Origin of the sequence: Serratia bockelmannii (assembly GCF_051803255.1) — a bacterium.
Lineage (GTDB): Bacteria > Pseudomonadota > Gammaproteobacteria > Enterobacterales > Enterobacteriaceae > Serratia > Serratia bockelmannii.
Map to the genome: position 1 here is coordinate 1367642 of NZ_CP196512.1, position 23661 is coordinate 1391302.

Annotated in this window: 23 protein-coding genes; 14 read left to right on the forward strand and 9 right to left on the reverse strand. The window is 60.8% G+C overall.

All coding sequences use genetic code 11. From position 1 onward, the window contains the following. The first annotated feature begins 9 nt into the window (after nucleotides 1–9). Complete coding sequence (locus ACSJLU_RS06565) at nucleotides 10–966, forward strand: ABC transporter substrate-binding protein (RefSeq protein ID WP_025301970.1); 957 nt, start codon at nucleotides 10–12, stop codon at nucleotides 964–966. Next, nucleotides 963–1970 carry a FecCD family ABC transporter permease gene (locus ACSJLU_RS06570; RefSeq protein WP_197819320.1) on the forward strand — a complete coding sequence of 336 codons (1008 nt, stop codon included), beginning with the start codon at nucleotides 963–965 and terminating at the stop codon, nucleotides 1968–1970. The genes ACSJLU_RS06565 and ACSJLU_RS06570 overlap by 4 nt, the downstream gene beginning before the upstream one ends. Before the next feature lie 13 nt (nucleotides 1971–1983). Here the strand turns inward: ACSJLU_RS06570 and ACSJLU_RS06575 are convergent, their stop codons facing one another. The 6 genes from ACSJLU_RS06575 to ACSJLU_RS06600 all read right to left on the reverse strand — a co-directional run bounded on the left by ACSJLU_RS06575 (nucleotide 1984) and on the right by ACSJLU_RS06600 (nucleotide 6992). Continuing rightward, a complete protein-coding gene (locus ACSJLU_RS06575) occupies nucleotides 1984–3264 on the reverse strand; it encodes a flavodoxin domain-containing protein (protein WP_439041067.1) in 1281 nt (426 codons plus the stop codon). Next, complete coding sequence (locus ACSJLU_RS06580) at nucleotides 3165–3506, reverse strand: flavodoxin domain-containing protein (RefSeq protein WP_439040406.1); 342 nt, start codon at nucleotides 3504–3506, stop codon at nucleotides 3165–3167. The genes ACSJLU_RS06575 and ACSJLU_RS06580 overlap by 100 nt, the downstream gene beginning before the upstream one ends. A 5-nt stretch (nucleotides 3507–3511) precedes the next feature. Then, on the reverse strand, nucleotides 3512–3937 hold the full coding sequence (locus tag ACSJLU_RS06585) for a PAS domain-containing protein (protein WP_023447580.1): 426 nt from the start codon (nucleotides 3935–3937) through the stop codon (nucleotides 3512–3514). A gap of 228 nt (nucleotides 3938–4165) precedes the next feature. After that, complete coding sequence (dld, locus tag ACSJLU_RS06590; protein WP_025301973.1) at nucleotides 4166–5872, reverse strand: D-lactate dehydrogenase; 1707 nt, start codon at nucleotides 5870–5872, stop codon at nucleotides 4166–4168. Nucleotides 5873–5997: 125 nt separating this feature from the next. After that, nucleotides 5998–6792 (reverse strand): type I methionyl aminopeptidase, encoded by a 795-nt coding sequence (gene map, locus ACSJLU_RS06595; RefSeq protein WP_380825741.1) that lies wholly within the window; start codon nucleotides 6790–6792, stop codon nucleotides 5998–6000. Then, nucleotides 6789–6992, reverse strand: coding sequence for a ParD-like family protein (locus tag ACSJLU_RS06600; protein ID WP_006324220.1), 204 nt, complete (start codon nucleotides 6990–6992; stop codon nucleotides 6789–6791). The genes map and ACSJLU_RS06600 overlap by 4 nt, the downstream gene beginning before the upstream one ends. Nucleotides 6993–7161: 169 nt before the next feature. On the opposite strand from ACSJLU_RS06600, the gene ddlA reads away from it, so the two are divergent. Then, nucleotides 7162–8265 carry a D-alanine--D-alanine ligase gene (gene ddlA / locus ACSJLU_RS06605; RefSeq protein WP_015377061.1) on the forward strand — a complete coding sequence of 368 codons (1104 nt, stop codon included), beginning with the start codon at nucleotides 7162–7164 and terminating at the stop codon, nucleotides 8263–8265. 34 nt (nucleotides 8266–8299) lie between these two features. Here the strand turns inward: ddlA and ACSJLU_RS06610 are convergent, their stop codons facing one another. Next, complete coding sequence (locus ACSJLU_RS06610) at nucleotides 8300–9079, reverse strand: ABC transporter substrate-binding protein (RefSeq protein WP_025301975.1); 780 nt, start codon at nucleotides 9077–9079, stop codon at nucleotides 8300–8302. A 34-nt stretch (nucleotides 9080–9113) separates the two neighbouring features. After that, nucleotides 9114–10268 carry a pyridoxal phosphate-dependent aminotransferase gene (locus tag ACSJLU_RS06615; RefSeq protein ID WP_380825745.1) on the reverse strand — a complete coding sequence of 385 codons (1155 nt, stop codon included), beginning with the start codon at nucleotides 10266–10268 and terminating at the stop codon, nucleotides 9114–9116. Nucleotides 10269–10386: 118 nt separating this feature from the next. Here ACSJLU_RS06615 and ACSJLU_RS06620 point away from each other — a divergent pair, with 118 nt between their 5' ends. From ACSJLU_RS06620 to ACSJLU_RS06655, 8 genes are all read left to right on the forward strand, one after another. Beyond that, a complete protein-coding gene (locus tag ACSJLU_RS06620) occupies nucleotides 10387–11307 on the forward strand; it encodes a LysR substrate-binding domain-containing protein (RefSeq protein ID WP_060432645.1) in 921 nt (306 codons plus the stop codon). A 112-nt stretch (nucleotides 11308–11419) separates the two neighbouring features. Then, entirely contained in the window at nucleotides 11420–13717 is a 2298-nt protein-coding gene (bglX, locus tag ACSJLU_RS06625; RefSeq protein WP_197825071.1) for a beta-glucosidase BglX, read from the forward strand. 75 nt (nucleotides 13718–13792) lie between these two features. Continuing rightward, the gene (locus ACSJLU_RS06630; protein WP_043136840.1) at nucleotides 13793–14716 is read left to right on the forward strand and encodes a DUF7916 family protein; all 924 of its coding nucleotides are present in this window, start codon (nucleotides 13793–13795) and stop codon (nucleotides 14714–14716) included. A 971-nt stretch (nucleotides 14717–15687) separates the two neighbouring features. Beyond that, the gene (locus tag ACSJLU_RS06635; RefSeq protein WP_025301979.1) at nucleotides 15688–16080 is read left to right on the forward strand and encodes a hypothetical protein; all 393 of its coding nucleotides are present in this window, start codon (nucleotides 15688–15690) and stop codon (nucleotides 16078–16080) included. Between the two features lie 186 nt (nucleotides 16081–16266). Beyond that, on the forward strand, nucleotides 16267–17316 hold the full coding sequence (locus ACSJLU_RS06640) for an ABC transporter substrate-binding protein (RefSeq protein ID WP_025301980.1): 1050 nt from the start codon (nucleotides 16267–16269) through the stop codon (nucleotides 17314–17316). After that, entirely contained in the window at nucleotides 17313–18314 is a 1002-nt protein-coding gene (locus ACSJLU_RS06645) for a FecCD family ABC transporter permease (RefSeq protein ID WP_049208942.1), read from the forward strand. The genes ACSJLU_RS06640 and ACSJLU_RS06645 overlap by 4 nt, the downstream gene beginning before the upstream one ends. Further along, nucleotides 18307–19086 (forward strand): ABC transporter ATP-binding protein, encoded by a 780-nt coding sequence (locus ACSJLU_RS06650; protein ID WP_089180660.1) that lies wholly within the window; start codon nucleotides 18307–18309, stop codon nucleotides 19084–19086. The genes ACSJLU_RS06645 and ACSJLU_RS06650 overlap by 8 nt, the downstream gene beginning before the upstream one ends. Beyond that, nucleotides 19079–19804 (forward strand): substrate-binding domain-containing protein, encoded by a 726-nt coding sequence (locus ACSJLU_RS06655; RefSeq protein WP_025301983.1) that lies wholly within the window; start codon nucleotides 19079–19081, stop codon nucleotides 19802–19804. The genes ACSJLU_RS06650 and ACSJLU_RS06655 overlap by 8 nt, the downstream gene beginning before the upstream one ends. Nucleotides 19805–19832: 28 nt before the next feature. On the opposite strand, the gene ACSJLU_RS06660 is transcribed toward ACSJLU_RS06655, so the two are convergent. Continuing rightward, nucleotides 19833–20633 carry an alpha/beta fold hydrolase gene (locus ACSJLU_RS06660; protein ID WP_080350744.1) on the reverse strand — a complete coding sequence of 267 codons (801 nt, stop codon included), beginning with the start codon at nucleotides 20631–20633 and terminating at the stop codon, nucleotides 19833–19835. 238 nt (nucleotides 20634–20871) lie between these two features. On the opposite strand from ACSJLU_RS06660, the gene ACSJLU_RS06665 reads away from it, so the two are divergent. From ACSJLU_RS06665 to ACSJLU_RS06675, 3 genes are all read left to right on the forward strand, one after another. Then, a complete protein-coding gene (locus ACSJLU_RS06665) occupies nucleotides 20872–21627 on the forward strand; it encodes a CDP-diacylglycerol diphosphatase (RefSeq protein WP_342096506.1) in 756 nt (251 codons plus the stop codon). Between the two features lie 168 nt (nucleotides 21628–21795). Further along, complete coding sequence (locus tag ACSJLU_RS06670; protein ID WP_049208938.1) at nucleotides 21796–22320, forward strand: MarR family winged helix-turn-helix transcriptional regulator; 525 nt, start codon at nucleotides 21796–21798, stop codon at nucleotides 22318–22320. Beyond that, entirely contained in the window at nucleotides 22317–23648 is a 1332-nt protein-coding gene (locus ACSJLU_RS06675) for a c-type cytochrome (protein ID WP_342096505.1), read from the forward strand. Before ACSJLU_RS06670 ends, ACSJLU_RS06675 begins: the two co-directional genes overlap by 4 nt. Nucleotides 23649–23661 lie beyond the last annotated feature (13 nt).

A 23661-nucleotide genomic window follows, 5' to 3' on the forward strand; every position in this document is an offset into this window, starting at 1 on the left:
GAGAGAAACATGAACACACGCGTATTCCCCCTGCTCCTGCTGCTGGCCGGCGGGGCGGCGGCGGCCGAAAAATTTCCCGTCACCGTAGAAAGCTGCGGTACGCCGGTCACCTTCAACCAGGCGCCGCAACGCGCCGTCATCAACGACATCAATATGGCCGAGATGGCCTTTGCGCTCCATTTGCAGGATCGCATTGTCGGGCTGACCGGCATCACCGGCTGGTACAAACTGACGCCCGACTTCAAGGCCGCGATGGGCGCCATTCCCGAACTGGCGCCGAAATATCCTGCTCTGGAAACGCTGCTGGCAGCGCAGCCGGATTTCTTCTTCGCCGGCTGGAATTACGGCATGAAGATCGGCGGTGACGTCACACCGGAGACGCTCGCCCCGTTCGGCATCAAAACGCTGGTGCTGAGCGAGAGCTGCGTACAGGCCGGCGGGCGGCCGCAAAAGGCCGATATGAACCTGCTGTATGACGATGAGCTGAAGCTCGGCAAGATTTTCGGCAAGCAGCAAGAGGCCACCGCGCTGGTTGCGGGCTGGCAGCGCCGGTTGGCTGCGCTTCCCGCCAGGCCGGCGGGCCAGCCGCCGCTTAAAGTGTTCGTCTATGACTCGGGGGAGGAGAAGCCTTTCACCAGCGGCAGATACGCTATGCCGACGGCGATCGTCGAAGCGGCGGGCGGCCGCAACGTGATGGACGATTTGCCGGCGAGCTGGACGACGGCGTCCTGGGAAGCGGTGGCGGCGGCCGAGCCCGACTTCATTATTCTGCTGGATTACCAGACCGGGTCAGGCGCCGATGCGCTGCGGCGCTTCCTCGAGTCTCACCCGTTGATGAAATTGACCCCCGCCGTACGGCACCACCGTTATCTGAAACTGCAGTATGCGGAGCTGACGCCGGGGCCGGCCAACATCGGCGCGGTGGAAAAGCTGGCGCGGGCGCTGTACGCGCCGGAGGCTGAATGAATTTGCCGACCCGGCGGTTTATGCTGCTCGCACCGCTGGCGCTGTCAGTGTTGTGCGGGCTAATGATCTGGAGCCTGCAGTTGGGCAGCGTCGCGTTGTCATGGCGACAGGCGTTTGCGGCGTTAGGGCTCGGTTCGGCGCCGCTTTCCGGCATGCTGGACACCATCGTCGTGCAACTGCGGGTGCCCAGGGCCTTGTTAGCGGCGTTAACCGGCGCCGGGCTGGCGATGACCGGCGCGCTGCTGCAGACCACCACCCGCAATGAGCTGGCCGATCCTTTTTTGTTTGGGCTCTCCTCCGGCGCCTCCGCCGGCGCGGTGCTGGTCATCACGCGCTTTGGCGATGCGCTGGGCGCGCTGACGTTGCCGCTGTCCGCTTTCGCCGGCGGTATTTTGTCGGCGATGGCGGTGATGATCCTGTTTCGCGTCAGCCGGGTCAGGCGCGCCGAGCAGCTGATCGTCTGCGGTCTGGCGGTCTCGTTTTTGTTCAGCGCGCTCACCAGCTACCTGGTGTTTTCCGGCGATCAGCGGGCGGCCGGTTCGGTGTTGTTCTGGTCGCTGGGCGGGCTGGGGTTGGCGCGTTGGGATAATCTGTTCATTCCGCTGGCGAGTTTTGTGCTGCTGGCCGGGTTTACGGCGCTGCGTTGGCGGGCGCTGGATGCGCTGCTGGCGGGCGAGCAAACCGCCCATTCGATGGGGGTCAATGTGGCGCGCCTGCGCACCGAGATCTTTCTGTGCTGCGCATTGTCTACGGCGTTTCTCGTTTCGCTGACGGGCGTGATTGGGTTTGTCGGGCTGATGGTGCCTTATCTGGCCCGGCGCCTGGTGGGCGTGCGCCATCGCTTGTCCGTGCCGATGTGCGGCCTGCTGGGGGCGATGCTGCTGACCGGCGGCGACATGCTCAGCCGCAGCCTGATCCCCCATCAGGAGCTGCCCATCGGCATCATTACGGCGGGGCTGGGGGGCGCGTTCATCGTCTCCTTGCTGCTGCGCGCGGAGCGGTGAACGCCGCCCTGTCTCAATAGAGTTCCAGGTGCAGGCGCTGCTGCTCAATCAGCGTCTGCCACAGGTTTTCCGCCCCGCAGGCTTGCTCCAGCGCCGTCGCTACGGCATGTTCCAGATACTGACGATTGCCGCACAGGTAGACATGCGCGCCCCGCTGCAGCAGGCCGCTGACGACATCGGCGCGATCGTCGATGGCGTGTTGCACGTAATACTTGTCGGCGGCGTCGCGCGAGAATGCCGTGATGAGCCGTGTGAGTACGCCCGTCGCGTTCAGCGTGACCAACTCCTCGCCATACAGGAAGTCTTCATCGCGCCTTTTCTCACCGAAGATCAGGACGGTTTCACGCCGTTCGCCCTGGGCGGCCATTTCGCGCAGCAAGCCAATCAACGGTGCGATGCCGGTACCGGTACCGATAAGCAGCACAGGCAAGGCGGTGTCGCGCGGCAGGTAAAAGCCGGGGTTGGCGCGGCAGAAAAGGCGGAAAGGACCGGGATGCTTGAGCAGCCAGCCGGTTGCCGTGCCGCGCCGCGTGCGGCCGCCGCGTTCATAACGCACGTCGCGAACGCACAGATCGAGGCTCTCTTCCCGCGTTGCCGAAGCGATGGAGTAGGCGCGCGGTAGGCAAACGGGCAGCAGCGCCAACAGGTTCTCCAGCGTGATCGCGTTCGGCGGGCAAAAATCGTGCAGCACGTCCAGCAGATCGGCGCCGTACAGATAACTCTCCAGGGCTTTGCGCTGACGGATCTTCAGCAGGCCTTTGAGCTCTTCGCTGTCGGCCAACTGCGCCAGTTCGCGCAGCGTCGTTTTGCTGAGCTGGCGCAGCTCCCGGCGCCGCAGCGCGTCGACGGCCTCCGGCCTGCCGAGCCAGTCTGCCAGCCGGGACAATAATCCTTCGTCGTTCTCCGGCAACAGATAGACGGTATCTCCCGCCCGGTAAACGATGCCGCTGCCGGCGATATTCAGCCGCAGATGCCAGGCTTGCGGCGTGCGAGCGCTGAGCGGCCGTCGTTCGAGGAGGGCGGCGCTGAACGCATGGTCTTCACCGTAGGCGGTCACGCGCAGATGCAAGTCGCGACCCGCCTGGGCATCGCCGGCCAGCACCTTACCCAGCGTCGTCAGCCAGGTGGTGAAGAACGGTTCGAAGTTAACGTCGGCGTCGACGCGATTGACGATGGCGCGGGCGCCGTATTGCGTCAGGCGCGCATCCAGCGCCTGCGTGAAGCCGCAGAAATGCGGGTACGCGGTGTCGCCGAGACCAAAGATGGCGTAGCGCAACCGGGGGGATCCGGCCATTGCGCCAGCGCGTCGGAAAAACGCTCGGCGTTGGCGGGCGGTTCGCCGTCGCCAAATGAGCTCGAGACGATCAACAGGATGTCACGCTCGCCCACATCGGCGGGCTGGATGGCGTTGAGTTCTTTAACCATGGGGCGGTAGGGTTGCAGGCTGCTTTGCTCGCCCAGGCGCATCGCCAGCGCCCGGGCGTTGCCCGACTCCGAACCGTAACCAATCAGGATGCGTTCGATGATGTCGGCCATAGCGGTTACTTGTCGTAGTGGTTGTCGAACTGTTCTTTGGCGAATTCCACCGATTCGAAGTCGGTCATCAGATCGTTGATCACGCGGCGGATGCTGATATAGGCCTCGATATTGCCCTGGGCGTCATACAGCGGCTGCACCGTGGTGTCGACCACGTACAGCACGCCGCCCTTGCCGACGTTCGGAATGATGCCGGTCCAGATACCGCCCGCCTTGATGGTGTCCCACATCGCTTTGTAAACGGCTTTCGGCACGGAAGGGTGGCGCACGATGCTGTGGGGCTGGCCCACCAGCTCTTCCCGGGAAAAACCGGTCAGTTGACAGAACAGGTCATTGACGTAGGTGATGGTGCCCTGCAGATCGGTGGTGGAGATCACCATCACTTTATCGAGCGCGGCCAGCAGCTGGGCGGAATCGAGGGTTTGACTCATGGTAGGTTCCTTCTCATTAACTTCGCGGTGAATGCCACGGCGGATGTCATGTATCCGTCATGACAGCTTTGTAATTAATTCTCATTTGCGATGATGGGGTGAATGGTAATCGGGAATTTTATAAGTTGCAATAAAAATGCATCTTTAAAGGCGCAGAAAGATCGCGATGAGGCAGGTAGGGCAGAGGAGGCCCGCGCCGGGTGCGGCGGCGGGCCGATCGTGAGGCGTTTAGCGGGGGTCTTCGGCCCAGCCTTTGCGTTTGCTGGTTTTGCCGATGCCAGGGTTGAAGCTGTTGGTTGGATCGGCGGTGCGGTAGAACGTTTGCAGATCCGGTTTGGCGTGGTACAGGTGGCCAACGTTATGCTCCGCCGGGTACTCGGCGCCGCGCCGGTTGAGGATCTCGAGCATCTTTTCTTTCAGCGCATGGCTGTCCACGCCTTTTTTCACCACGTAGTCCTGATGGAAGACGTGGCACATAAAGTGGCCGTAATACAGCTTATGCACCAGCTGGCTGTCGATTTCCGGCGGCAGCGTTTCAAACCAGTCGGTGTCGTTGCGGCGCAGGGCGATATCCAGCGCCAGAATATCCTCCACCTTGTCGGCGTGCACCGCGTGGTAGCGCACGGCGGCACCGGCGGCGGCGAAGCGGTGCAGGAAGGCCTTTTTGCCTTCGTCAGGCGTGCAGGCGAAGAAGGCGCCTTCGGCCTGGGCGAAATAGTCGGTCAGATAGCGCTGTGCTTCGTCTACGCCGGGGCCGGCCATCTTCAGCAGCAGGTGGTGTTCGAAACGTTCGCGGTATTCCTTCATGCGCTTCGGCAGGTGGCTCGGTGCCAGATGGCTCAGGCCCTGCATCAGCCGATCGGTCAGGTTGTGCGGCAGCAGCGGCAGCTTGTTGAGGCTGGCATCCATGCGGCCTTTCAGGGTGAAGAAGCGCGGCATCTGATCGGTGCCGAGCTTGTCGATCATCATGAAGGTGTCTTTGCCGTACACCTCGGCGATGTCGAAGATATCGCGGTGCATGTATTCACCGGCCACCGGCAGGTTTTCGAATTTGCTCAGCATGTGGCGGCGCAGTTCGGTCAGCACCGCGGTGTGGTTGGTGCCGATATAGAACACCTGCTCTTTGCCTTCTTTCTCGAAGGTGTCGAGCCGCACCGCGAACACCGCCAGCTTGCCGGCGCAGCCGGAAGCTTCGTACAGGCGGCGTTTGTCGGCGTTGAAGCGGGAAGGGGTGTCGGCATCGACGTCGCGCACCCGGCTGGCGTATTCGTTATCCGAGGCGCGCAACTCGCCGTACTCGACGTCTGTCGGGCGATAGTCGCCTTTTTCTAACCGGGTGAGGATCTCTTCCGGCGTGTCGCCAAGCCGGATGCCCAGATGGTTCACCAGGCGCAGCTGGCCGTCTTCCCCTAACTGGGCGTACAGCGCCATTTCGGTATAGGCCGGGCCGCGTTTCACCAGCGAGCCGCCGGAGTTGTTGCATACGCCGCCGATCACCGAGGCGCCGATGCAGGAGGAGCCGATCACCGAATGCGGTTCGCGGCCGTAGGGTTTGAGCAATTTCTCGAGGTGGTGCAGGGTGCTGCCGGGGAAGCCGACCACCTGCTTGCCGTTGTCCAGCACCTGAATATGATCGAGGCGCAGAGTGCTGACGATGACGATGTCGCGGTCATAGTCGTTGCCGCTGGGGGTTGACCCTTCGGTCAGGCCGGTATTGGCGGCCTGCATAATGACGATTTTGTCAGCAGCCACGCAGGCCTGCAAAATGCGCCACAGCTGCAGCAGGCTAGTGGGAAACACCACCGCCAGCGCCTGGCCTTCGCCGGAGCGGAACCCCTTGCGATACCGCTCGGTGTTGCGATCGCCGGTCAACAGTTGCGGGCCGCCGACGATGTCTTTGAGCTGATTGATAAACGTCTGATTGCCTGACTGCATACTGCCTGTCTCCCTGTCATCTCCGTCGCTTTAACCGCGGCGCCGGAGTGCCGCACATAAGCTAAGAGGTTATCAAGTGAATAACTTATTAAGCTATCAGCTTGTTAAGCTAATGGCTTGCGTATTTAGTCGCGTTCGGCGTAGCTGGCGCGGCGCTCTTCGTCGCGCAGCGTCAGAATCTCCACGCCGTCGGCGGTGACCGCCACGGTATGTTCCCACTGCGCCGACAGTTTTTTGTCGCGCGTCACCACGGTCCAGCCGTCCTTCTTCTGCTTGATGCGGCGGTCGCCCTGGTTGATCATCGGCTCGATGGTGAACACCATGCCCTCTTGCAGCACCAGACCGCTGCCGGGTTGACCGTAGTGCAATACCGCCGGCTCTTCGTGCATGTCGCGGCCGATGCCGTGGCCGCAATACTCCCGCACGATGCTGTAGCCGGCCTGCTCGGCATGCCGCTGGATGGCGTGGCCGATATCACCCAGGGTGGCGCCCGGTTTCACCGCGCGAATGCCCTGCCACATCGATTCATAGACGTTGTTCACCAGCCGTTTGGCCAGCGGCGTCACCTGGCCGATGCAGTACATCTTGCTGGAGTCGGCGATGTAGCCGCCGTTTTCCAGCGTGATATCTACGTTGACAATCATACCGGAACGCAGGATTTTGCTGGCCGACGGCACCCCGTGGCACACCACATCGTCGATTGAGGTGTTGAGCACATAGGGGAAATCATACTGCCCCTTGCTGGCCGGGCGCGATTTCAGTTCTTCGACGATAAACGCCTCGGCGCGGTCGTTGATCTCCATGGTGGAGATGCCTTCGACGATGACCTCATCGAGCATAGCAAAGACTTTGGCCAGCAGGGCGCCGGAATGGCGCATTTTGGCAATCTCTTCCGGCGTTTTAATCACAATCTCTTTCACCCGACAATCTCCTTCAGCGTCAGCGCGTTATCTTTCATCATTTTTTTTACCAGTTGCGGGTAAGTCAGTTCCGGATGGAACTCCGCCAACATGCCAATCTTGATCCAGTACTCGGCCTGCGCGTTGATCGAACGCGTCATGGTCAGGCTGGCGAGGCGCAGATCGTCATGCAGCGCGTCCGAAATTTTTACGATGCCCATCGGCGTCTCCATAAGTAAACAATATATGAAGTGTATACGTTTAGGATGGTCGCGATGTGGCATTCCGTGGCGTAAGAAGATTCTGGCAACAACGATTGCCGCCGCCAGGCAATGCGTTTATTGTGATGAACGACTTTTTTGCCATGATTTTTTCAGAAGGATTTAAGGCGTGACTAAACTACGTGTTGGGGTGATTTTTGGCGGTAAATCGGCGGAGCATGAGGTGTCGCTGCAGTCGGCCAAAAACATTGTGGATGCAATCGACAAAGAGAAGTTTGACGTCACGCTGCTGGGGATCGACAAACAGGGGCAGTGGCACATCAACGACGCCTCCAACTACCTGCTCAACGCCGAGAACCCGGCGCTGATCGCGCTGAACCGCTCGAACAAGAACGTGGCGCTGATCCCGGGCCAGGAAAAACAGCAGCTGATCGAAGCGGGTAGCGCCGGTGCGCTGGGCCAGCTCGACGTCATTTTCCCGATCGTACACGGCACGCTGGGGGAAGACGGCTCGCTGCAGGGGCTGCTGCGCATGGCCAATATGCCGTTCGTCGGCGCCGGCGTGCTCGGCTCGGCGGTCAGCATGGATAAAGACGTGACCAAGCGCCTGCTGCGCGACGCCGGGCTGGCGGTGGCGCCTTTCGTCACCCTGACCCGCGCCAACCGCGCCGGGTTCACGTTTGAGCAACTGAGCGAGCGCCTAGGCCTGCCGCTGTTCGTCAAGCCGGCCAACCAGGGCTCGTCGGTCGGGGTCAGCAAGGTGGAAAACCGCGCCGAGTTTGACGCGGCGGTGGCACTGGCCTTCAGCTTCGATCACAAAGTGCTGGTGGAGTCGGCGATCGTCGGCCGCGAGATCGAGTGCGCGGTGCTGGGGAACGACGATCCGCAGGCCAGCGTGTGCGGCGAGATCGTGCTGAGCGACGCTTTCTACTCCTACGACACCAAATACATCAATGAGCAGGGTGCTCAGGTGGTGGTGCCGGCGGCGATCGCGCCGGAAGTGAGCGACCACATCCGTGAGGTGGCGCTGAAGGCGTTCCGCGCGCTGGAGTGCTTCGGGCTGGCGCGGGTGGATGTGTTCCTGACGCCGGATAACCAGGTGGTGATCAACGAGATCAACACGCTGCCGGGCTTCACCAACATCAGCATGTATCCCAAGCTGTGGGCCGCCAGCGGCGTCAGCTACCAGGCGCTGATCACGCGCCTGATCGAATTGGCGCTGGAGCGCCACCAGCAGGATCGCGCGCTGAACAGTTCGGTGTTCGATCGCTAAACGCGGCAGGGGGCGGCGGTGCCGCCCCCGTCCATCACTTCACCGTCACGTCGATATCGCCGAAATACTTCTTCGACAGCGCCGCCACTGTGCCTTGCTGTTTCACTTTGGCGATGGCGGCATCCAGTTTCTTCTTCAGCGCCTCATCCCCTTTACGCAGGCCGAAGGCAATGCCTTCACCGAGGATCTTGTCGTCGCGCACCGCCTCGCCGACGAAGGCGAAGCCCTTGCCGTCCGGCTGCGACAGGAAGCCGCTTTGCCCCGACGGTGCCATCACCAGCGTGGCGTCGAGCCGACCGGCCGCCAGGTCAAGGTAAACCTGATTCTGATCCTGATAAGACACCACGTCCACGCCCGCCGGCGCCCAATGGGTTTTGGCGTAAATCTCCTGAATCGAGCCTTGCAGCACGCCCACGTGTTTGCCTGCCAGCGCTTTGGCGTCCGGTAGCAGGCCGCTGTCGGCCTTGGCGATCAGGCGGTTCGGCACCTGATAGATGGCGTCGGTAAAGGCGATCGCCTGGCGCCGCTGTTCGGTCACGTTCATCGCCGAGTTGATGGCGTCGAACTTGCGCGCCTGCAGCGCCGGGATCAGGCTGTCGAACGAGGTTTCCACCCAGCTGCATTTCAACTGTGCGGCGGCGCACACCGCGTCGCCCAGCTCGATGTCGAACCCTTCCAGTTTGCCGCTGGCGGATTTGGATTCGAACGGCGGATACAGCGCTTCCAGACCGAAGCGCAGGCTGTTTTCCGCCGCCAGAGAAGAGCCGGCGGCCAGCAGGCATCCGGCGGCGAACAGCGTTTTTAAAGCTTTCATAGGCAGTGCCCCTTTCCCATGGTCGGACAAAAAATTACACCTGGCTCAGACGGCGCGCGCCTTCCAGCAGGGTCTCGTTATCTTTGGAAAAACTCAGCCGAATAAGGCCGGTATCGGTGCCGTCGCTGTAGAACGCCGACAGCGGGATCGTCGCCACCTTCGCTTCGCGGATCAAGCGCACGGCGAAATCATTGTCGCTTTCGTGGCTGAAGCCGCTAAAGCGGGCCAGCATGAAGAAGCTGCCGCGGCTGGGCAGCAGCTCAAAGCGCGAATCCTGCAGGGCGCTGGCCAGCAGATCGCGCTTTTGTTGGTAAAACGCCGCCAGCCCCAGGTAACTCTGCGGGTTGGCGAGCGCGGCGGCGAAGGCGTGCTGCATCGGCGTATCGGCGGAGAACACCATGAACTGGTGCACCTTGCGGATCTCGTCCATCAACGCCGCCGGCGCCAGGCAATAGCCAACGCGCCAGCCGGTGACGTGGTAGGTTTTACCGAACGACGACACGATCACGCTGCGTTCGGCCAACTGCGGATAGCGCGCCATGCTGTGGTGAATATCGCCGTCGAACACCACGTGCTCGTAGACCTCGTCGGACAGGATCACGATGTCGGTGTCGCGGGTCAGGGCGGTCAGGCGGTCGATATCCTGCGCGTCGAACACCGAGCCGGTCGGGTTGTGCGGCGTGTTGACGATGATCATGCGCGTTTTGCCGTTGATGGCGGCGGCCACTTCGTCCCAGTCGACGCGAAAATCCTGCAGCGACAGTTTGATCGCCACCGGCGTGGCGCCCTGCAGGCGCACGATCGGCGCATAGCTGTCGAACGCCGGTTCGAAATAGATCACCTCGTCGCCGGGATGCACCAGCGCGCTGATCGCCGAGTACAGCCCTTCGCTGGCGCTGGCGATCACCGTGATTTCTTCGTCGGCGTCATAGCGCGCGCCATACAATCGTTCAGCTTTTTCCGCCAGAGCAGCACGTAATGCCGCCACGCCGCTCATCGGCGCGTATTGGTTATGACCTGCGCGCATGGCTTGTGCCGTTGCCTCGATCAGCTGTGGGTCTCCGGCGAAATTGGGCGCGCCCTGCGACAGGTTGAGGGCCTGATGTTCGGCGCTGAGTTGGCCAATGACGGTGAAGATGGTGATGCCGACGTCCGGCAGCTTCGAGCGGGGTGAGCAGGCGCTCTGCATGATGGGCTCCAGGCAAACAGGGAAGTGTTGAGCGATTAAGCATCAGCCGGCGTAGGCGGACAAGGGAAAGTTTGTCATACTTGCCATGCACTACGATCATACCTAATCGAGGCACGCTATGCCGATATCCCTGCCGTCGCTCGACGTATTGAAAACCTTTGTGGTGGTGGCGCAACGCCTCAACTTTACCCATGCCGCCCGGCAGCTGCACCTGACGCAGGGGGCGGTCAGCCGGCAAATTCTCGGGCTGGAACAGCGTCTGGGCTATCCGCTGTTCAGCCGTCAGGCGCGCGGTTTGGCGCTGACGCCGCAGGGCGCGCAGCTGCTGGCGCCGGTGCAGCAAGCGCTGGGGCAGTTGGATGAAGCCCTGACGCGGGCCGCCGCCCCGCCAGGGGCGCTGCGCATCAAATGCCCGACCTGCGCCATGCGTTGGGTGCTGCCGCGCATTATTCGCCTGCAAAATGAACGGCCGGACATGCATATCGAGCTGACCGCTTCGGTGTCGCACGGCCTGGATTTCAGTACCGAGCAGTTTGACGCCGCGGTGGTATTCGGCCGGCCGCCGGGTAAAAAGCTGACCGCGCATCTGCTGTTCGATGAAATCCTCACGCCGGTCTGCACGCCGACATTTCTGCCGCCGACGCCTCGGCTGACGGACTTGACGGACAAAACCCTGCTGCACCCGACGCGCGATCGGCGCGACTGGCTGCGCTGGCTGAAGGCAGCGGGCGCCGATGCGTTGCCGTCCGGCAAGGCCCAGCATTTTGATACCCTCGATCTGGCGATGAGCGCCGCGCTGCAGGGGTTTGGCATCGCCATCGGCGATCTGTGCCTGCTGGAGGAGGATATTCAGGCGCAGCGTATCGTGACGCCGTTCCCGCTCTGCGTCAGCAGCGGCGCGGCCTATTATTTGGTCTATCCTGAACGCACGGTGGCGCCGCCGACGTTAACCGCGCTGGTCGATTTTCTGGCGGCGGAGGCCGCCGACAGCCGCGCCCGGCTACAGAATTACCTGCCGATGACCTGTAATGCTTTGTAAACATTAGCGATGCGAATTCCCTTGGCGATGAAACAGAGTGTGGCAAACTGTTTCTTCACTCCGATTAAACCCCGCGGCTTTAGCGGCGGAAACACGCCTGAGATAAAACAAGATGAAATGGCTTTGTGTGGTGAGTATGTTGTCCGGTCTGGCCCTCAGTCCGGCTTTTGCGCAGGAAACGCCGATAACGCAGGGCATTCACGCCCAGCAGCGCGACGCCTTCGTGTCCAATTTGATGAAGCAGATGACGCTGGAAGAGAAGATCGGCCAGCTGCGGCTGATCAGCGTCGGGCCGGATAACCCGAAAGAAGCGATCCGCGAGGGAATTCGCAAAGGGCAGATCGGCGCCATCTTCAATACCGTCACCCGGCCGGATATCCGGGTGATGCAAGATCAGGCGATGCAGCTCAGCCGCCTGAAAATCCCGTTGTTCTTTGCCTATGACGTGGTGCACGGCCAGCGCACCGTGTTCCCGATCAGCCTGGGGCTGGCGGCCAGCTTCGATCTGGAAGCCATCGCGCTCAGCGCCAGGGTCGCGGCACAAGAGGCCAGCGACGACGGCCTGAACATGACCTTCGCGCCGATGGTCGATATCACCCGCGATCCGCGCTGGGGCCGGGTCTCCGAAGGCTTCGGCGAAGACACCTGGCTGGTCTCGAAAATCGCCAAGGTGATGGTCGACGGTTTCCAGAACGGCGATCCGGCCAAACCCGGTTCGGTGATGGCCAGCGTCAAGCACTTTGCATTGTACGGCGCCGTCGAAGGCGGCCGCGATTACAACACCGTCGACATGAGCCCGCTGCGCATGCATCAGGACTATCTGCCGCCTTACAAAGCGGCGGTGGACGCCGGCAGCGGCGGGGTGATGGTGTCGCTCAACGCGATCAACGGCGTGCCGGCCACCGCCAACCCGTGGCTGCTGAAAGATCTGCTGCGCGAGCAGTGGGGCTTTAAAGGCATCACCATCAGCGACCACGGCGCGATCAAAGAGCTGATTAAACACGGCGTGGCCGCCGATGCGCGCGACGCGGTGCGGCTGGCGATCACCTCCGGCGTCGACATGAGCATGAGCGACGAGTTTTACGACAAATACCTGCCGGGCCTGGTGAAAGACGGGCTGGTGCCTGAAAGCGATATCGACCGCGCCTGCCGCGACGTGCTGAACACCAAATACGACATGGGGCTGTTCACCAATCCTTACGTGCATCTGGGCCCGGCGGGTTCCGATCCGCAGGACACCAACGCCGAAAGCCGCCTGCACCGCGCCGAAGCGCGGGTGGTGGCGCGCAAGACGATGGTGCTGCTGAAGAACGATAAGCAGACGCTGCCGCTGAGCAAGCAGGCGACCATCGCGCTGGTCGGGCCGATGGCCGACAGCCAGCGTGACGTGATGGGCAGTTGGTCGGCCGCCGGGGTGGTCAAACAGTCGGTCACCCTGCGTGAGGGGCTGGAGCGGGGGGTGGGCGACAAGGCGCGCATTCTGTACGCCAAGGGCGCCAACGTCACGCAGGATAAAGGCATCATCGACTATTTGAACGAGTATGAGCCGGCGGTGGCGTTCGATACCCGTTCGCCGCAGCAAATGATCGACGAAGCGGTACAGGCGGCGAACAAGGCCGACGTGGTGGTGGCGGTGGTGGGGGAATCGCAGGGCATGGCGCACGAGGCCTCCAGCCGCGCCGACATCACGATCCCGCAGAGCCAACGCGATCTGATTGCCGCGCTGAAAGCCACCGGCAAGCCGCTGGTGCTGGTGCTGATGAACGGCCGGCCGCTGGCGCTGAGCTGGGAGAGCGAGCAGGCGGACGCGATGCTGGAAACCTGGTACAGCGGCACCGAGGGCGGCAACGCGGTGGCGGACGTGCTGTTCGGCGATTACAACCCGTCGGGCAAGCTGCCGATGACCTTCCCGCGCTCGGTCGGCCAGATCCCAATGTACTACAACCACCTGAACACCGGTCGGCCGTTCGGCAAGGAGAATCCGGGCAAGTACACCTCGCGCTACTTCGATTCGCCGAACGGCCCGCTGTATCCGTTCGGCTACGGCCTGAGCTACACCACCTTCAGCCTGTCGGACCTGAAATTGTCCAGCCCGACGATGGCGCGCAACGGCAAGTTAACCGCCAGCGTCACGCTGAAGAATACCGGCAAGTACGACGGCGCCACGGTGGTGCAGCTGTATCTGCAGGACGTGACCGCCTCGGTCAGCCGCCCGGTGAAAGAGCTGCGCAACTTCAAGAAAGTGACGCTGAAGGCCGGTCAGTCGCAGCAGGTTGAGCTGCCGATTAGCGAAGACGATCTGAAGTTCTACAACGCCAGCCTGAAATGGGGGGCGGAGCCGGGCAAATTCAACGTGTTCGTCGGCCTGGATTCCGACAACGTGCAGGCGCAAAGCTTTACGCTGAAGTAACCTTTTCCCCCTCTTTCACTGCGGTGGGAGAGGGGGCATCCATCCCTTTCCGCTAACGTCACCGGAGCTTGCCTCATGAAACGCTATCTGGACTGCAGCGCCAGCGATCTGGCCGATATCGGCAAAGCCGATCTGCTCTATGCCATCCGCGCCAGCGAAGGGCGCATCTTGGTCAGCGAAACCATCGCGGTCACTCAGCCGCTGCTCAATAACGTCACCAACGCCGAACTGGCGGCCAGCCAGGGCGCCGACCTGCTGCTGTTGAACCTGTTCGACGTCGATCGTCCGCATATCGCGGGCCTGCCCGCCGACGTGTCGCCGCAGGAGGCGCTGCGCACGCTGCAGCGCCTGACCGGGCGGGTGATCGGGGTGAACCTGGAGGCCGTCGATCCGGCTTTCGCCACCGAACATAACGACTTCTGGCAGATGACGGCGGGCCGCGCCGCCACCGCCGAGAATGCCCGCAAGCTGTATCAGCTCGGTGCGCGCATGCTGGTGCTGACCGGCAACCCGAACAACGGCGTCAGCAATCAGGCGATCGCCGCCGCGCTGAAAGCGATTCGTGATGAAGTGGGCGACGAGATGGTGCTGGTGACCGGCAAAATGCACGGCGCCGGCATTGTGCGCGAAAGCGGCAGCCAGCTGATCGGCGAGCAGGACATCGCGCTGTTCGTGGAGAACGGTGCGGATATCGTGCTATTGCCGGCGCCGGGCACCATTCCCGGCATGTCGCAGGAAAAAGTGGCGGCGCTGATCGCCTATGCCCAGCGGCAGGGAGCGCTGGCGATGACGGCGATCGGCACCTCGCAAGAGGGGGCCGACGTGCAGACCGTGCGGCAGATTGCGCTGATGAGCAAAATGGCCGGCGCGGACCTGCACCATATCGGCGATACCGGCTATCTGGGGCTGGCGCTGCCGGAAAACATCTTCGCCTACAGCGTGGCGATTCGCGGCGTGCGCCACACCTACAGCCGCATGGCGCGTTCGGTGAACCGCTAAGCCTGGGTTTTTTGCGCCGTCACGATGCTGTAGTAGCCGAGCGACGGCAGTAATTGAGCAGGCCCGACGCCGACGTCGAGCAGTTGGTCGGCGATATCCAGCGCCGAGCGAGGGGGGGCAGCGCGGCCAAACGCTGGCCGATCCCACGCTCAGGCTGGGTATGGCGTGGGTAAAACGCCGCATTCTGTCGGCGTCGAGCGTATGCGCTTCGAACAGCTCCTGCTCGTCGTAGATCGGCGAGGTATTTTTTCTGATGGCGTTTTCCAGGTTTTTCAGCGAGAAAATCTCGCTGTTTTCAATCATCAAATCCCAAAAATAACCGAAGTAATGCGGGTTGTTTTTTAACAAAAAGGTTTCCGCTTCCGGCTAGAGAGAGAATGTATCGCCGTCTCTGGCGATCAATTTCAATGCCAATAGCGCCATGGCCAACGTTTCCGCTGGGCGTCTTTCCAGATTGGCCTGAGTGCATATATTGGCCAGGCTGCGGGGGGCTGAGCAATAAACTCAAAGATGCCCAAGCGGTACGCAATAAGCACCGCCGGATAAAGATATAAATTCATCGTGATATCGAGAAGGGTTTTATCGTCGCATTGCGGCGGCCGGACGGAAGGGTTCAAGCGAATCCCCTTCCACTATGGCATGGCGCGTCTTAACAGGCTATGCCACGCCGGGGCGGGTTGGCAAAGTGCGGAACGTGATTGACCGCGGGCCAACGATTTCGTTACGAATAATTCCATGATGAGACTATTTTAAATTTGAATTGAGCGCGGTCAATGTCGAACGTAAAAAACTGACGCCGGGAGGAGGCAATAACCCCACCATGCGTTTTTATTTTATTAGGCGCTAACTTAACCACAGTTATTAACGCGTTAGTGTTGTGTTAATCTAGGGCGCCGTTATATCGTACCGGCATTCACATTTTTTTGTGAATAATTAAAAATTAACTACTTCATTATTAAAACGAGATAACAATGAAAAAGAGCATTCTGACCGGCATGATTGCCGCGACTCTGGGCCTGTTTAACACCGCCAATGCCGAAGGGATGGATCCTGCCGCGTTGAAGAACGTCTATGACATCACGCGTAATACCGCCGGGCTGATGTCCTACTGCGTCGATAAAGGTTTCCTGAAAGCGGAGAGTATCGACAACGCCAAGAAAATGGTGGCCTACGTGGCGGCTATTCCGGGCGGCGTTGATACCCGCGATGGCGACAAGCGTGAAGCGATGGGCCGTGAAGGCAATGTGCTGAACGACGACGGCAAAGTGGTCGCGTTGGAGAAGGAAGCGCCGCAGGGGCTGCAGGCGTGGTGCCAGCAGGCTGACGAAGGGATCCGCCAGGGCCTGACGTCTATCGGCCAATAAGCGCTTTTCACGCGCTCGTTCTGGTGCTCAGGATCTGCCGGCGTTCCGGCGGATCCGCTTCTTTCCCATCGTTATCTCCTCGTTTTTCTTCCTGCATACATGGCATAGGGTTTGATCTCGCTGATTGTTTCGCCATGCCCATCGCTATATTATTAGATATATAACGATAATCAACCGGTCACTGCCATGTTTAACTTTCTCCCGCGCCTGATGCTGGCGCTCGCGTTGTTCTCTACCGCCGCCCTGGCGGATCGCCAGGTCACCGATCAGCTCAACCGTCAGGTCACGCTGCCCGATCACATTACCCGTGCCGTGGTGTTGCAACACCAGACGCTGAACCTATTGGTGCAGCTTGATGCGATGCCGCAGGTGGTCGGCGTGCTTAGCAGTTGGAAAAAGCAGCTGGGGCCAAACTACCTGCGGCTGGCACCGACGCTGGCAACCCTGCCGATGCCGGGCGATCTGACTTCGGTGAATATTGAAAGCCTGCTCGGCCTGCATCCACAGGTGGTGTTTGTGGCCAACTATGCGCCGCCGGAAATGATTGCACAGATCGAACGGGTGGGCATTCCGGTGGTGGCTATCTCGCTGCGCCGCGAGGCGGCCGATCAGGCGGGCAAAATGAACCCTCAACTGAGCGATGAAGATCGGGCCTATACGCTGGGGCTGCAGGACGGTATTCGGCTGATTGGCGAGGTGATGGAGCGTCAGCCTCAGGCCGAAGCGCTGATTAAGGACGTCACTCAGCAGCGTGCCCTGGTCGCCGAACGGCTGGGCACGCTGCCGGACGATCGGCGGGTGCGGGTGTATATGGCCAACCCCGATCTCACCACCTACGGTGCCGGCAAATATACCGGGTTGATGATGCGGCACGCGGGTGCGCTCAACGTGGCGGCGAAAGAGATCCAGGGGTTTAAACAGGTTTCTATCGAGGATGTCCTGAAGTGGGATCCGGCGGTGATTTTCGTGCAAGAACGCTACCCGGACGTGGTGAAACAGATCCTGACGTCACCGCAGTGGCAGCCGATTGACGCGGTGAAGAATAAGCGGGTCTACCTGATGCCGGAGTACGCCAAGGCCTGGGGATATCCGATGCCGGAGGCGATGGCGTTGGGTGAGTTGTGGATGGCGAAAAAACTTTACCCGCAGCGTTTTGCCGATATCCATCTGCAGCAGCGGGTCGATACTTACTATCAACGCTATTACCGCGCCACCTGTTGCCAGAGCGGGCAATGAAGCTGGGTTGGCTGGCGCTGCTGACGCTTTGCTGCGCGCTGTTTTCGCTCGGCGTTGGCCGCTTTCAGGTGCCGATTACGCACAGCCTGATGATTTTGCTGGAGCCGCTCACCGGGCAGCATTATGCCGGCATCGATGCTGTCCAACGCCAGGTGATCCTGGGGGTGCGCTTGCCGCGGGTGCTGTTGGCGATGGGCGCCGGCGCGGCGCTGGCCCTGTGTGGCGCGGCTTTGCAAGGCGTCTTTCGCAATCCGCTGGTCGATCCGCATATTATCGGCGTGTCTTCCGGCGCGGCCTTTGGCGGTACGCTGGCTATCCTGCTCAGCCTGCCGTTGGCGGCGCTGCTGCTGTCGGCTTTTGTTTTCGGCATGGCGGCACTGCTGTTGATTTTCACCCTCACCAGCGTCATTGCACGGCGCAATATTCTCTCGTTGGTACTGGCGGGGGTGATCCTCAGCGGTTTTTTCTCCGCCTGCGTTAGCCTGATGCAATATCTGGCGGATACCGAAGAGAAGCTGCCGAGCATCGTGTTTTGGCTGCTCGGCAGCTTTGCCACCGCCGATCGGCAAAAGCTGCTGATGCTGTTTTTACCTTTACTGTTGGCCGGCGGTCTGCTGCTGGCGCTGCGCTGGCGCATCAATCTGCTGTCGTTAGGCGATGAAGATGCCGGTGCGCTCGGCATCAACGTTGAGCGTACCCGCTGGCTGATACTGACGCTGTGTGCCGCCATCGTGGCCGCTCAGGTGGCGGTCAGCGGCAGCATCGGGTGGGTCGGCTTGGTGATCCCGCACGTCGCAAGACGACTGGTGGGGCCGGATCACCGGCGCCTGTTGCCGGCTTCGCTTTGCCTGGGCGCCCTGTACATGCTGTTGATCGACGATTTGGCGCGCACGTTGAGCAGCAGCGAAATCCCGCTGGGCATTTTGACTGCGCTGATTGGCGCGCCATTGTTCGCACTGCTGCTGCGCCGCGCGCAAGTGAGAGGCTGGCATGACTGACACGTTATTGGCCGCCAAGGGCGTGAGTTTTGCCTGGCCTGGCGGGCCCCCGCTGTTCCAACACCTGGATATTCAGCTGCGGCGCGGTGAAGTGCTGGCGGTATTGGGCCCGAATGGGCGCGGTAAAAGCACGCTGCTGCAGCTGCTGTTAGGCAGCCTGACGCCGCAATCCGGCGAGATTGAGCGCCGCGGCGAGATAGGCTTTGTCCCGCAGCACTTTTCGCCGCCGTTTGCCTATCGGGTGCTGGATATCGTGTTGATGGGGCGAGCACGCCATGTTGGCCTGTTCCGTTCACCGTCAGCCAAGGATCATCGGCTGGCCAGAGAAGCGTTGCAGTCGTTGGATTTACAGCACCTGGCAGAGCGTGAGTTTGGCAGCCTATCCGGCGGCCAACGCCAGTTGGTGATGATCGCCCGCGCATTGGCGATGCGCTGCGAGGTGTTGATTCTGGATGAACCGACTTCGGCGCTGGATCTGCACTACCAGGATCGGGTATTGAGTCTGATGGCGCGCCTGGCGCGGGAACAGCAGTTGGCGGTGGTGTTCTCCACGCATCAGCCCAACCATGCACATGCGGTGGCGGATCGGGCTTTGCTGCTGGGCAAGGAAGGGCGCAGCCAGCTCGGTGCCTGCCGCGAGGTGTTAACGGCACATTCCCTGTCACCCTTGTTCGGCCTAGCGATCGAACGGGTGCCGCTGACGGTGGCGGGCCGCCGCTACGCGACGCTGGTGCCGCTGTATCGCAGCCAATTGGAGCGACATGATGAGTGATATCCTGCTGTTTGCCGCCGGCAGCCTGCGGCTGGCGTTTACGCCGCTGCTGTCGGCATTTCAGCGCGACACCGGGCAAAAGGTTTCGGCGGAATTCGGCCCGGCGGGGTTGTTGCGCCAACGGATAGAGAACGGCGAGCGGCCACAGCTGTTCGCCTCGGCCAACGTGGCGCACCCGCAAAGGTTGGCGGATCTCGGGATGGCGGGGGCGGTGCAGGTTTTTGCGCGCAATCGGCTCTGCGTGACGGTTCGCAACGTGCCGGCATTAACTGAGCGTCCGCTTCCTGAGGTATTGTGCGATCCGCGCTGGCGGCTGGCCACTTCGACACCGGGAGCGGATCCTTCCGGCGATTATGCGCTGCAGCTTTTTGAACGCTGCGAGCAATACTGGCCGGGGCAGGGGGAAGCGCTACGCCGGCGGGCGTTACCGTTAGTCGGCGGGATAGATTCTGCCCCGGTGCCGGCAGGCCGACTGGCGGCGGAATATCTGATAGCCGGCGGGCAGGCAGATATTTTTCTCGGCTACGCCAGCTATGCTCCGGCGTTGGCGGCCTACCCGGCGTTGGCGGTGCGGCCGCTGGCGCCACCGTTGGATATCGAGGCGGATTATGGTTTATGCCTGTTGGATGACGGTGCGCAGCGGTTGGCCGCATTTATCTTGAGCGAACAAGGGCAGGGCATACTGAGCCGACACGGATTTATGCGGCGTACGGAATGACTCGCCGGGCCTGGCGGCCCGGAGAATCTTACCAGAACAGCGGCGTGGTGTTTTCAGCCAGAAATGCCAGCAGCGTTTCGTTGACCGCCGCCGGGTTTTCCTTGTTACTGATATGCCCGGCGTTGGGGATCAGCACATGTTGGCAGCCGAGAAGATCCGCCATGCGCTGGCCCTCTGCCGGTGGGCGCGGTTTATCCTGTGCGCCGGTAATGACGATGCTGGCGGCGGTGATGTGTTCCAGCAGCGCCAGCTTGTCGGGGCGGCCAAAGATCATCCGGCCCAGCGGTACGATGCTCTCGCGCAGGCGATCGGCAGGCAGGCTCTGGAGCTGACACAACAGCGATTGCAATAAGGCATCGGGGACATCATCGGAATAAAACAGCGACGCGACATGTTCCAGCAGGGGCGACGTGATGGCGCCGGCCTGCTCCACGGCGGCCAACATGCCCATATAGCGCTGCCGCGCTTCTGGGGTTTCGTCGCCCAGGTAGCTGTCCAGCAGCGCCAGCACTTTCACCCGCTCCGGCGCCAGCGCCGCCAGTTCGGCGCCCCACATGCCGCCGACGGACAGGCCGACGATGCCGAACTCTTCGATATCCAAACGATCCATCAGCGCCAAATGGTCGGCGGCGATATCCGACAGGCTGTTTCGCCCGGGCGGCAGCGCCGGTGAATCGCCGTGGCCCCAGAGATCCGGCACGATCAGGCGGTAGCGTTTAGCCAGCGCTTCAAACTGCGGCGCCCACATATTCAGATCGAACAGATAGCTGTGGCCCAGCAGCAACGGAAAGCCCGACCCTACGTCGAGGTAATGGAGGGATTTGCCCATCGTTGGCATCTTATCGGTTCCTTATATAAAGAGAGTCCCGGCTGCTTATATCACACTCATATTCAACCTGCGGTATTAATTTACCTTAAATTACTCAGGTGGAGGCTTATTTTTAATTATCCATTGCTAACAAGACGTCAATGAAAGGTGACATTAAGGATAATATTCTGGTCGATGCCAGAGCCTTGGTTTATGCTGGCGCTCCTTTCGGTATGGAATAGATAAACAGGGCGTCGCGATGAAAAGACTTTTCAGACTATTAATTATTTTGCTTGTCATTTTGCTGCTGGCGGCGGTGCTGTGGTGGTTCTTCGGGCGCGGCAATCCGAATGCGCTGTGGCAAATCGTCAGCCAACAGTGCGTGCCCAATCAGCAGCAGAACCACGATCCGGCGCCCTGCTTAAAGGTTGATTTAACCGAGGATTATGTGCTGTTTAAGGACAGCAAAGGCCCCTATCACGATCTGGTGATGCCAACCGAAAAGGTCAGCGGCATCGAGAGCCCGGCATTGCAGACGGAGCACGCGCCGCCTTATTTCGCCCAGGCGTGGAATAACCGGGAACATATATCCAGCGAGTTGGGTAAACCGCTAAAAGATGCGTGGCTTTCTCTGGCGGTCAATTCGGAATATGGTCGCTCTCAGAATCAGCTGCATATTCACGTTGCCTGCCTGCGTCAGGATGTCTATAACGCGCTGGGGCAGCAGGCGGAGCAATTAGATCAACAGTGGCGCCCGCTGGCGGTGAAATTGGTCGGCCACCAATATCTGGCCAGAAAATTGGCGGGCACCGATTTAACTCAGGAAGATCCTTTCCGTTTACTGCACAACTATGTGGTCGAGCAGGGCGACAGCATCGGCAATTATGGCCTGGCGCTGGCGGTCAGCCCACAGGGCGAGATGCTGCTGTTGGCAAACCGTTTGAAGTTGACCGATCTCAACCTGGGCTCGGCCGGTGAAATTCAGGACTACCGGTGCAAGGTGGCGGGGAACTGAATTTTTCTTATCGCTCCCCGTCGTGGGGGAGCGTATGCCGTGCGATACGAACTAACCAAGTGTATTAACTCGTTTTTACTTTATTTTCCCTCATCTGCTTGATCCTGTTCTCATGTTCGATCTACTATTTGTTTGCACAAGCAAATAAATAATCGAGAGTAATCCGATATGCCACAACCACGTAAACTCCCTGCTGCGCTGGGCATCCATCTGGATGTGACCAATCGCCTGTGGCGCACGGCGATGGACCAGTCGGTGAAAATGACCAATCTGACGCGCCCGCATTGGCTGGCGCTGAGTGCGATTGCCGACTTGGGGGAGGGCTGCACGTTGAAAGACGTTTCGCAGCATTTGAACGCCGAAGTCTCGACGATGTCGCGCGCGCTGCTGTTTCTGGAAAAAAATCGGCTTATCGCTCGCGATGCTCTGTCCGAAGATAAGCGCGCCAAAGGCGTGAGAATGACCGAGGCCGGGCAGGAGATGCTGGCGCAGTTGGATCATTCCAGCCAACAGGCGCGGCAAAAGCTGCTTAGCGGTATTTCGGCCGACGATCTGGAGGCTTTTTACCGCGTATTGTTTGGCATCAAACATAACGCGATAGCGATGCTCGAACAGGACAATCTGTTGCCGGACGAGTTTGCGCTGTTGGCGGAGGAGCGAGCGGGGGCGATGAAGCCGGAAGGTGAAGCGTGAACGGCCGCTGGCGGAGAGCACAACAGCGGTGCGTTATCGCGTTGGGGATCTTCTCCTGCTCGGTCTTCGCCAGCCAGAATGACCAACAGGTCATCGCACGGGGAAAATACCTGGCTACCGCCGCAGATTGCGCGGCTTGTCACCGCGGCAGCGCCCAACAGGACGCCCCCTATGTCGGCGGTTATGCCATCGCTTCGCCGATGGGCGACATCATCGCCAGTAATATCACGCCCGCCAAAGGAACCGGCATTGGCGACTACAGTGAACCGGAGTTTCGCCGCGCCTTAACGCAGGGCATTCGGCGGGACGGTCAACCCTTGTATCCCGCCATGCCCTATACCGCTTATCAGGGGTTGAGCGATGACGATCTGCGCGCGTTGTATCGCTATTTTATGGCCGGGGTCGCACCGGTCGATCGTGCGGTGCCTGAGGCCCAACTGAGGTTCCCTTTTTCCTGGCGTTATGCGATCCACGGCTGGAACTGGCTGTTTCTGAAAAAAACGCCCGTCGATGCAGACGAGAAGAAGACGCGTGGTCGCTATCTGGTGGATGTGCTGGGGCATTGCTCGGCGTGTCACAGCCCACGTAATGGGATGATGGCTGAACGCGACGATCGCTACCTGGCGGGCGGGGAGGCAGGCGGTTGGATCGCGCCGAATATCACCTCGGATCCTGTGAGCGGCATCGGTGGCTGGAGCCGGGAAGAATTGGTGCAGTATCTGCGTACCGGGCGCAATGACAAAGCCCAGGCGGCCGGCGGCATGGCGGAGGCGGTGGAGCATAGCCTGCGTTTCCTGAGTGACGACGATCTCGATGCCATCGCCGATTGGCTTAAACAAACGCCGCCGATCGTCACCGTACAAGGAACGAAAGCGGCCTATCACTATCAGGGAGGTGGCCAAGGCGACCCTGCTGGGCAGGCGCTGTATGCCGCTGCCTGCGCCAGCTGCCATCGCCTGGGCGGCGAGGGGGCTTACGACGGCCATTTCCCTTCTTTGACGCACAACTCCACCGTAGGCAGCGAGCAGGCCAATAACCTGATCATGGTGATGCTGCATGGCGTGCAGCGCCAGGGGGAGACGCTGCAGACCTGGATGCCGGGGTTCGCCGATAGCCTGGATGACCGGCAACTGGCCGAGTTGGGCAATTACGTATTGCAGCAATTCGGCAATCCGGCGGTCAGGATAACGCCGGAGCAAGTGGCTCTGCAGCGGGCGGGCGGTGAAAAACCGTTGTTGATTACGTCATTGCCTTATGTGTTCTGGGGCGGCGTATTGCTGGTATTGATCGTCATTGGGGCGTGGGTGAAACGTCGGGTGAAGCATTGATCCAAGAGAGGAT

Excerpts from the sequence above, each read along its gene's own strand:
- ACSJLU_RS06565 (WP_025301970.1), top strand. The coding sequence starts at position 10 with ATGAACACACGCGTATTCCCCCTGCTCCTGCTGCTGGCCGGCGGGGCG.
- ACSJLU_RS06570 (WP_197819320.1), top strand. The coding sequence starts at position 963 with ATGAATTTGCCGACCCGGCGGTTTATGCTGCTCGCACCGCTGGCGCTG.
- ACSJLU_RS06575 (WP_439041067.1), bottom strand. The coding sequence starts at position 3,264 with ATGGCCGGATCCCCCCGGTTGCGCTACGCCATCTTTGGTCTCGGCGAC.
- ACSJLU_RS06580 (WP_439040406.1), bottom strand. The coding sequence starts at position 3,506 with ATGGCCGACATCATCGAACGCATCCTGATTGGTTACGGTTCGGAGTCG.
- ACSJLU_RS06585 (WP_023447580.1), bottom strand. The coding sequence starts at position 3,937 with ATGAGTCAAACCCTCGATTCCGCCCAGCTGCTGGCCGCGCTCGATAAA.
- dld (WP_025301973.1), bottom strand. The coding sequence starts at position 5,872 with ATGCAGTCAGGCAATCAGACGTTTATCAATCAGCTCAAAGACATCGTC.
- ACSJLU_RS06600 (WP_006324220.1), bottom strand. The coding sequence starts at position 6,992 with ATGGGCATCGTAAAAATTTCGGACGCGCTGCATGACGATCTGCGCCTC.
- ACSJLU_RS06610 (WP_025301975.1), bottom strand. The coding sequence starts at position 9,079 with ATGAAAGCTTTAAAAACGCTGTTCGCCGCCGGATGCCTGCTGGCCGCC.
- ACSJLU_RS06615 (WP_380825745.1), bottom strand. The coding sequence starts at position 10,268 with ATGCAGAGCGCCTGCTCACCCCGCTCGAAGCTGCCGGACGTCGGCATC.
- ACSJLU_RS06620 (WP_060432645.1), top strand. The coding sequence starts at position 10,387 with ATGCCGATATCCCTGCCGTCGCTCGACGTATTGAAAACCTTTGTGGTG.
- bglX (WP_197825071.1), top strand. The coding sequence starts at position 11,420 with ATGAAATGGCTTTGTGTGGTGAGTATGTTGTCCGGTCTGGCCCTCAGT.
- ACSJLU_RS06630 (WP_043136840.1), top strand. The coding sequence starts at position 13,793 with ATGAAACGCTATCTGGACTGCAGCGCCAGCGATCTGGCCGATATCGGC.
- ACSJLU_RS06635 (WP_025301979.1), top strand. The coding sequence starts at position 15,688 with ATGAAAAAGAGCATTCTGACCGGCATGATTGCCGCGACTCTGGGCCTG.
- ACSJLU_RS06640 (WP_025301980.1), top strand. The coding sequence starts at position 16,267 with ATGTTTAACTTTCTCCCGCGCCTGATGCTGGCGCTCGCGTTGTTCTCT.
- ACSJLU_RS06645 (WP_049208942.1), top strand. The coding sequence starts at position 17,313 with ATGAAGCTGGGTTGGCTGGCGCTGCTGACGCTTTGCTGCGCGCTGTTT.
- ACSJLU_RS06650 (WP_089180660.1), top strand. The coding sequence starts at position 18,307 with ATGACTGACACGTTATTGGCCGCCAAGGGCGTGAGTTTTGCCTGGCCT.
- ACSJLU_RS06655 (WP_025301983.1), top strand. The coding sequence starts at position 19,079 with ATGAGTGATATCCTGCTGTTTGCCGCCGGCAGCCTGCGGCTGGCGTTT.
- ACSJLU_RS06660 (WP_080350744.1), bottom strand. The coding sequence starts at position 20,633 with ATGGGCAAATCCCTCCATTACCTCGACGTAGGGTCGGGCTTTCCGTTG.
- ACSJLU_RS06665 (WP_342096506.1), top strand. The coding sequence starts at position 20,872 with ATGAAAAGACTTTTCAGACTATTAATTATTTTGCTTGTCATTTTGCTG.
- ACSJLU_RS06670 (WP_049208938.1), top strand. The coding sequence starts at position 21,796 with ATGCCACAACCACGTAAACTCCCTGCTGCGCTGGGCATCCATCTGGAT.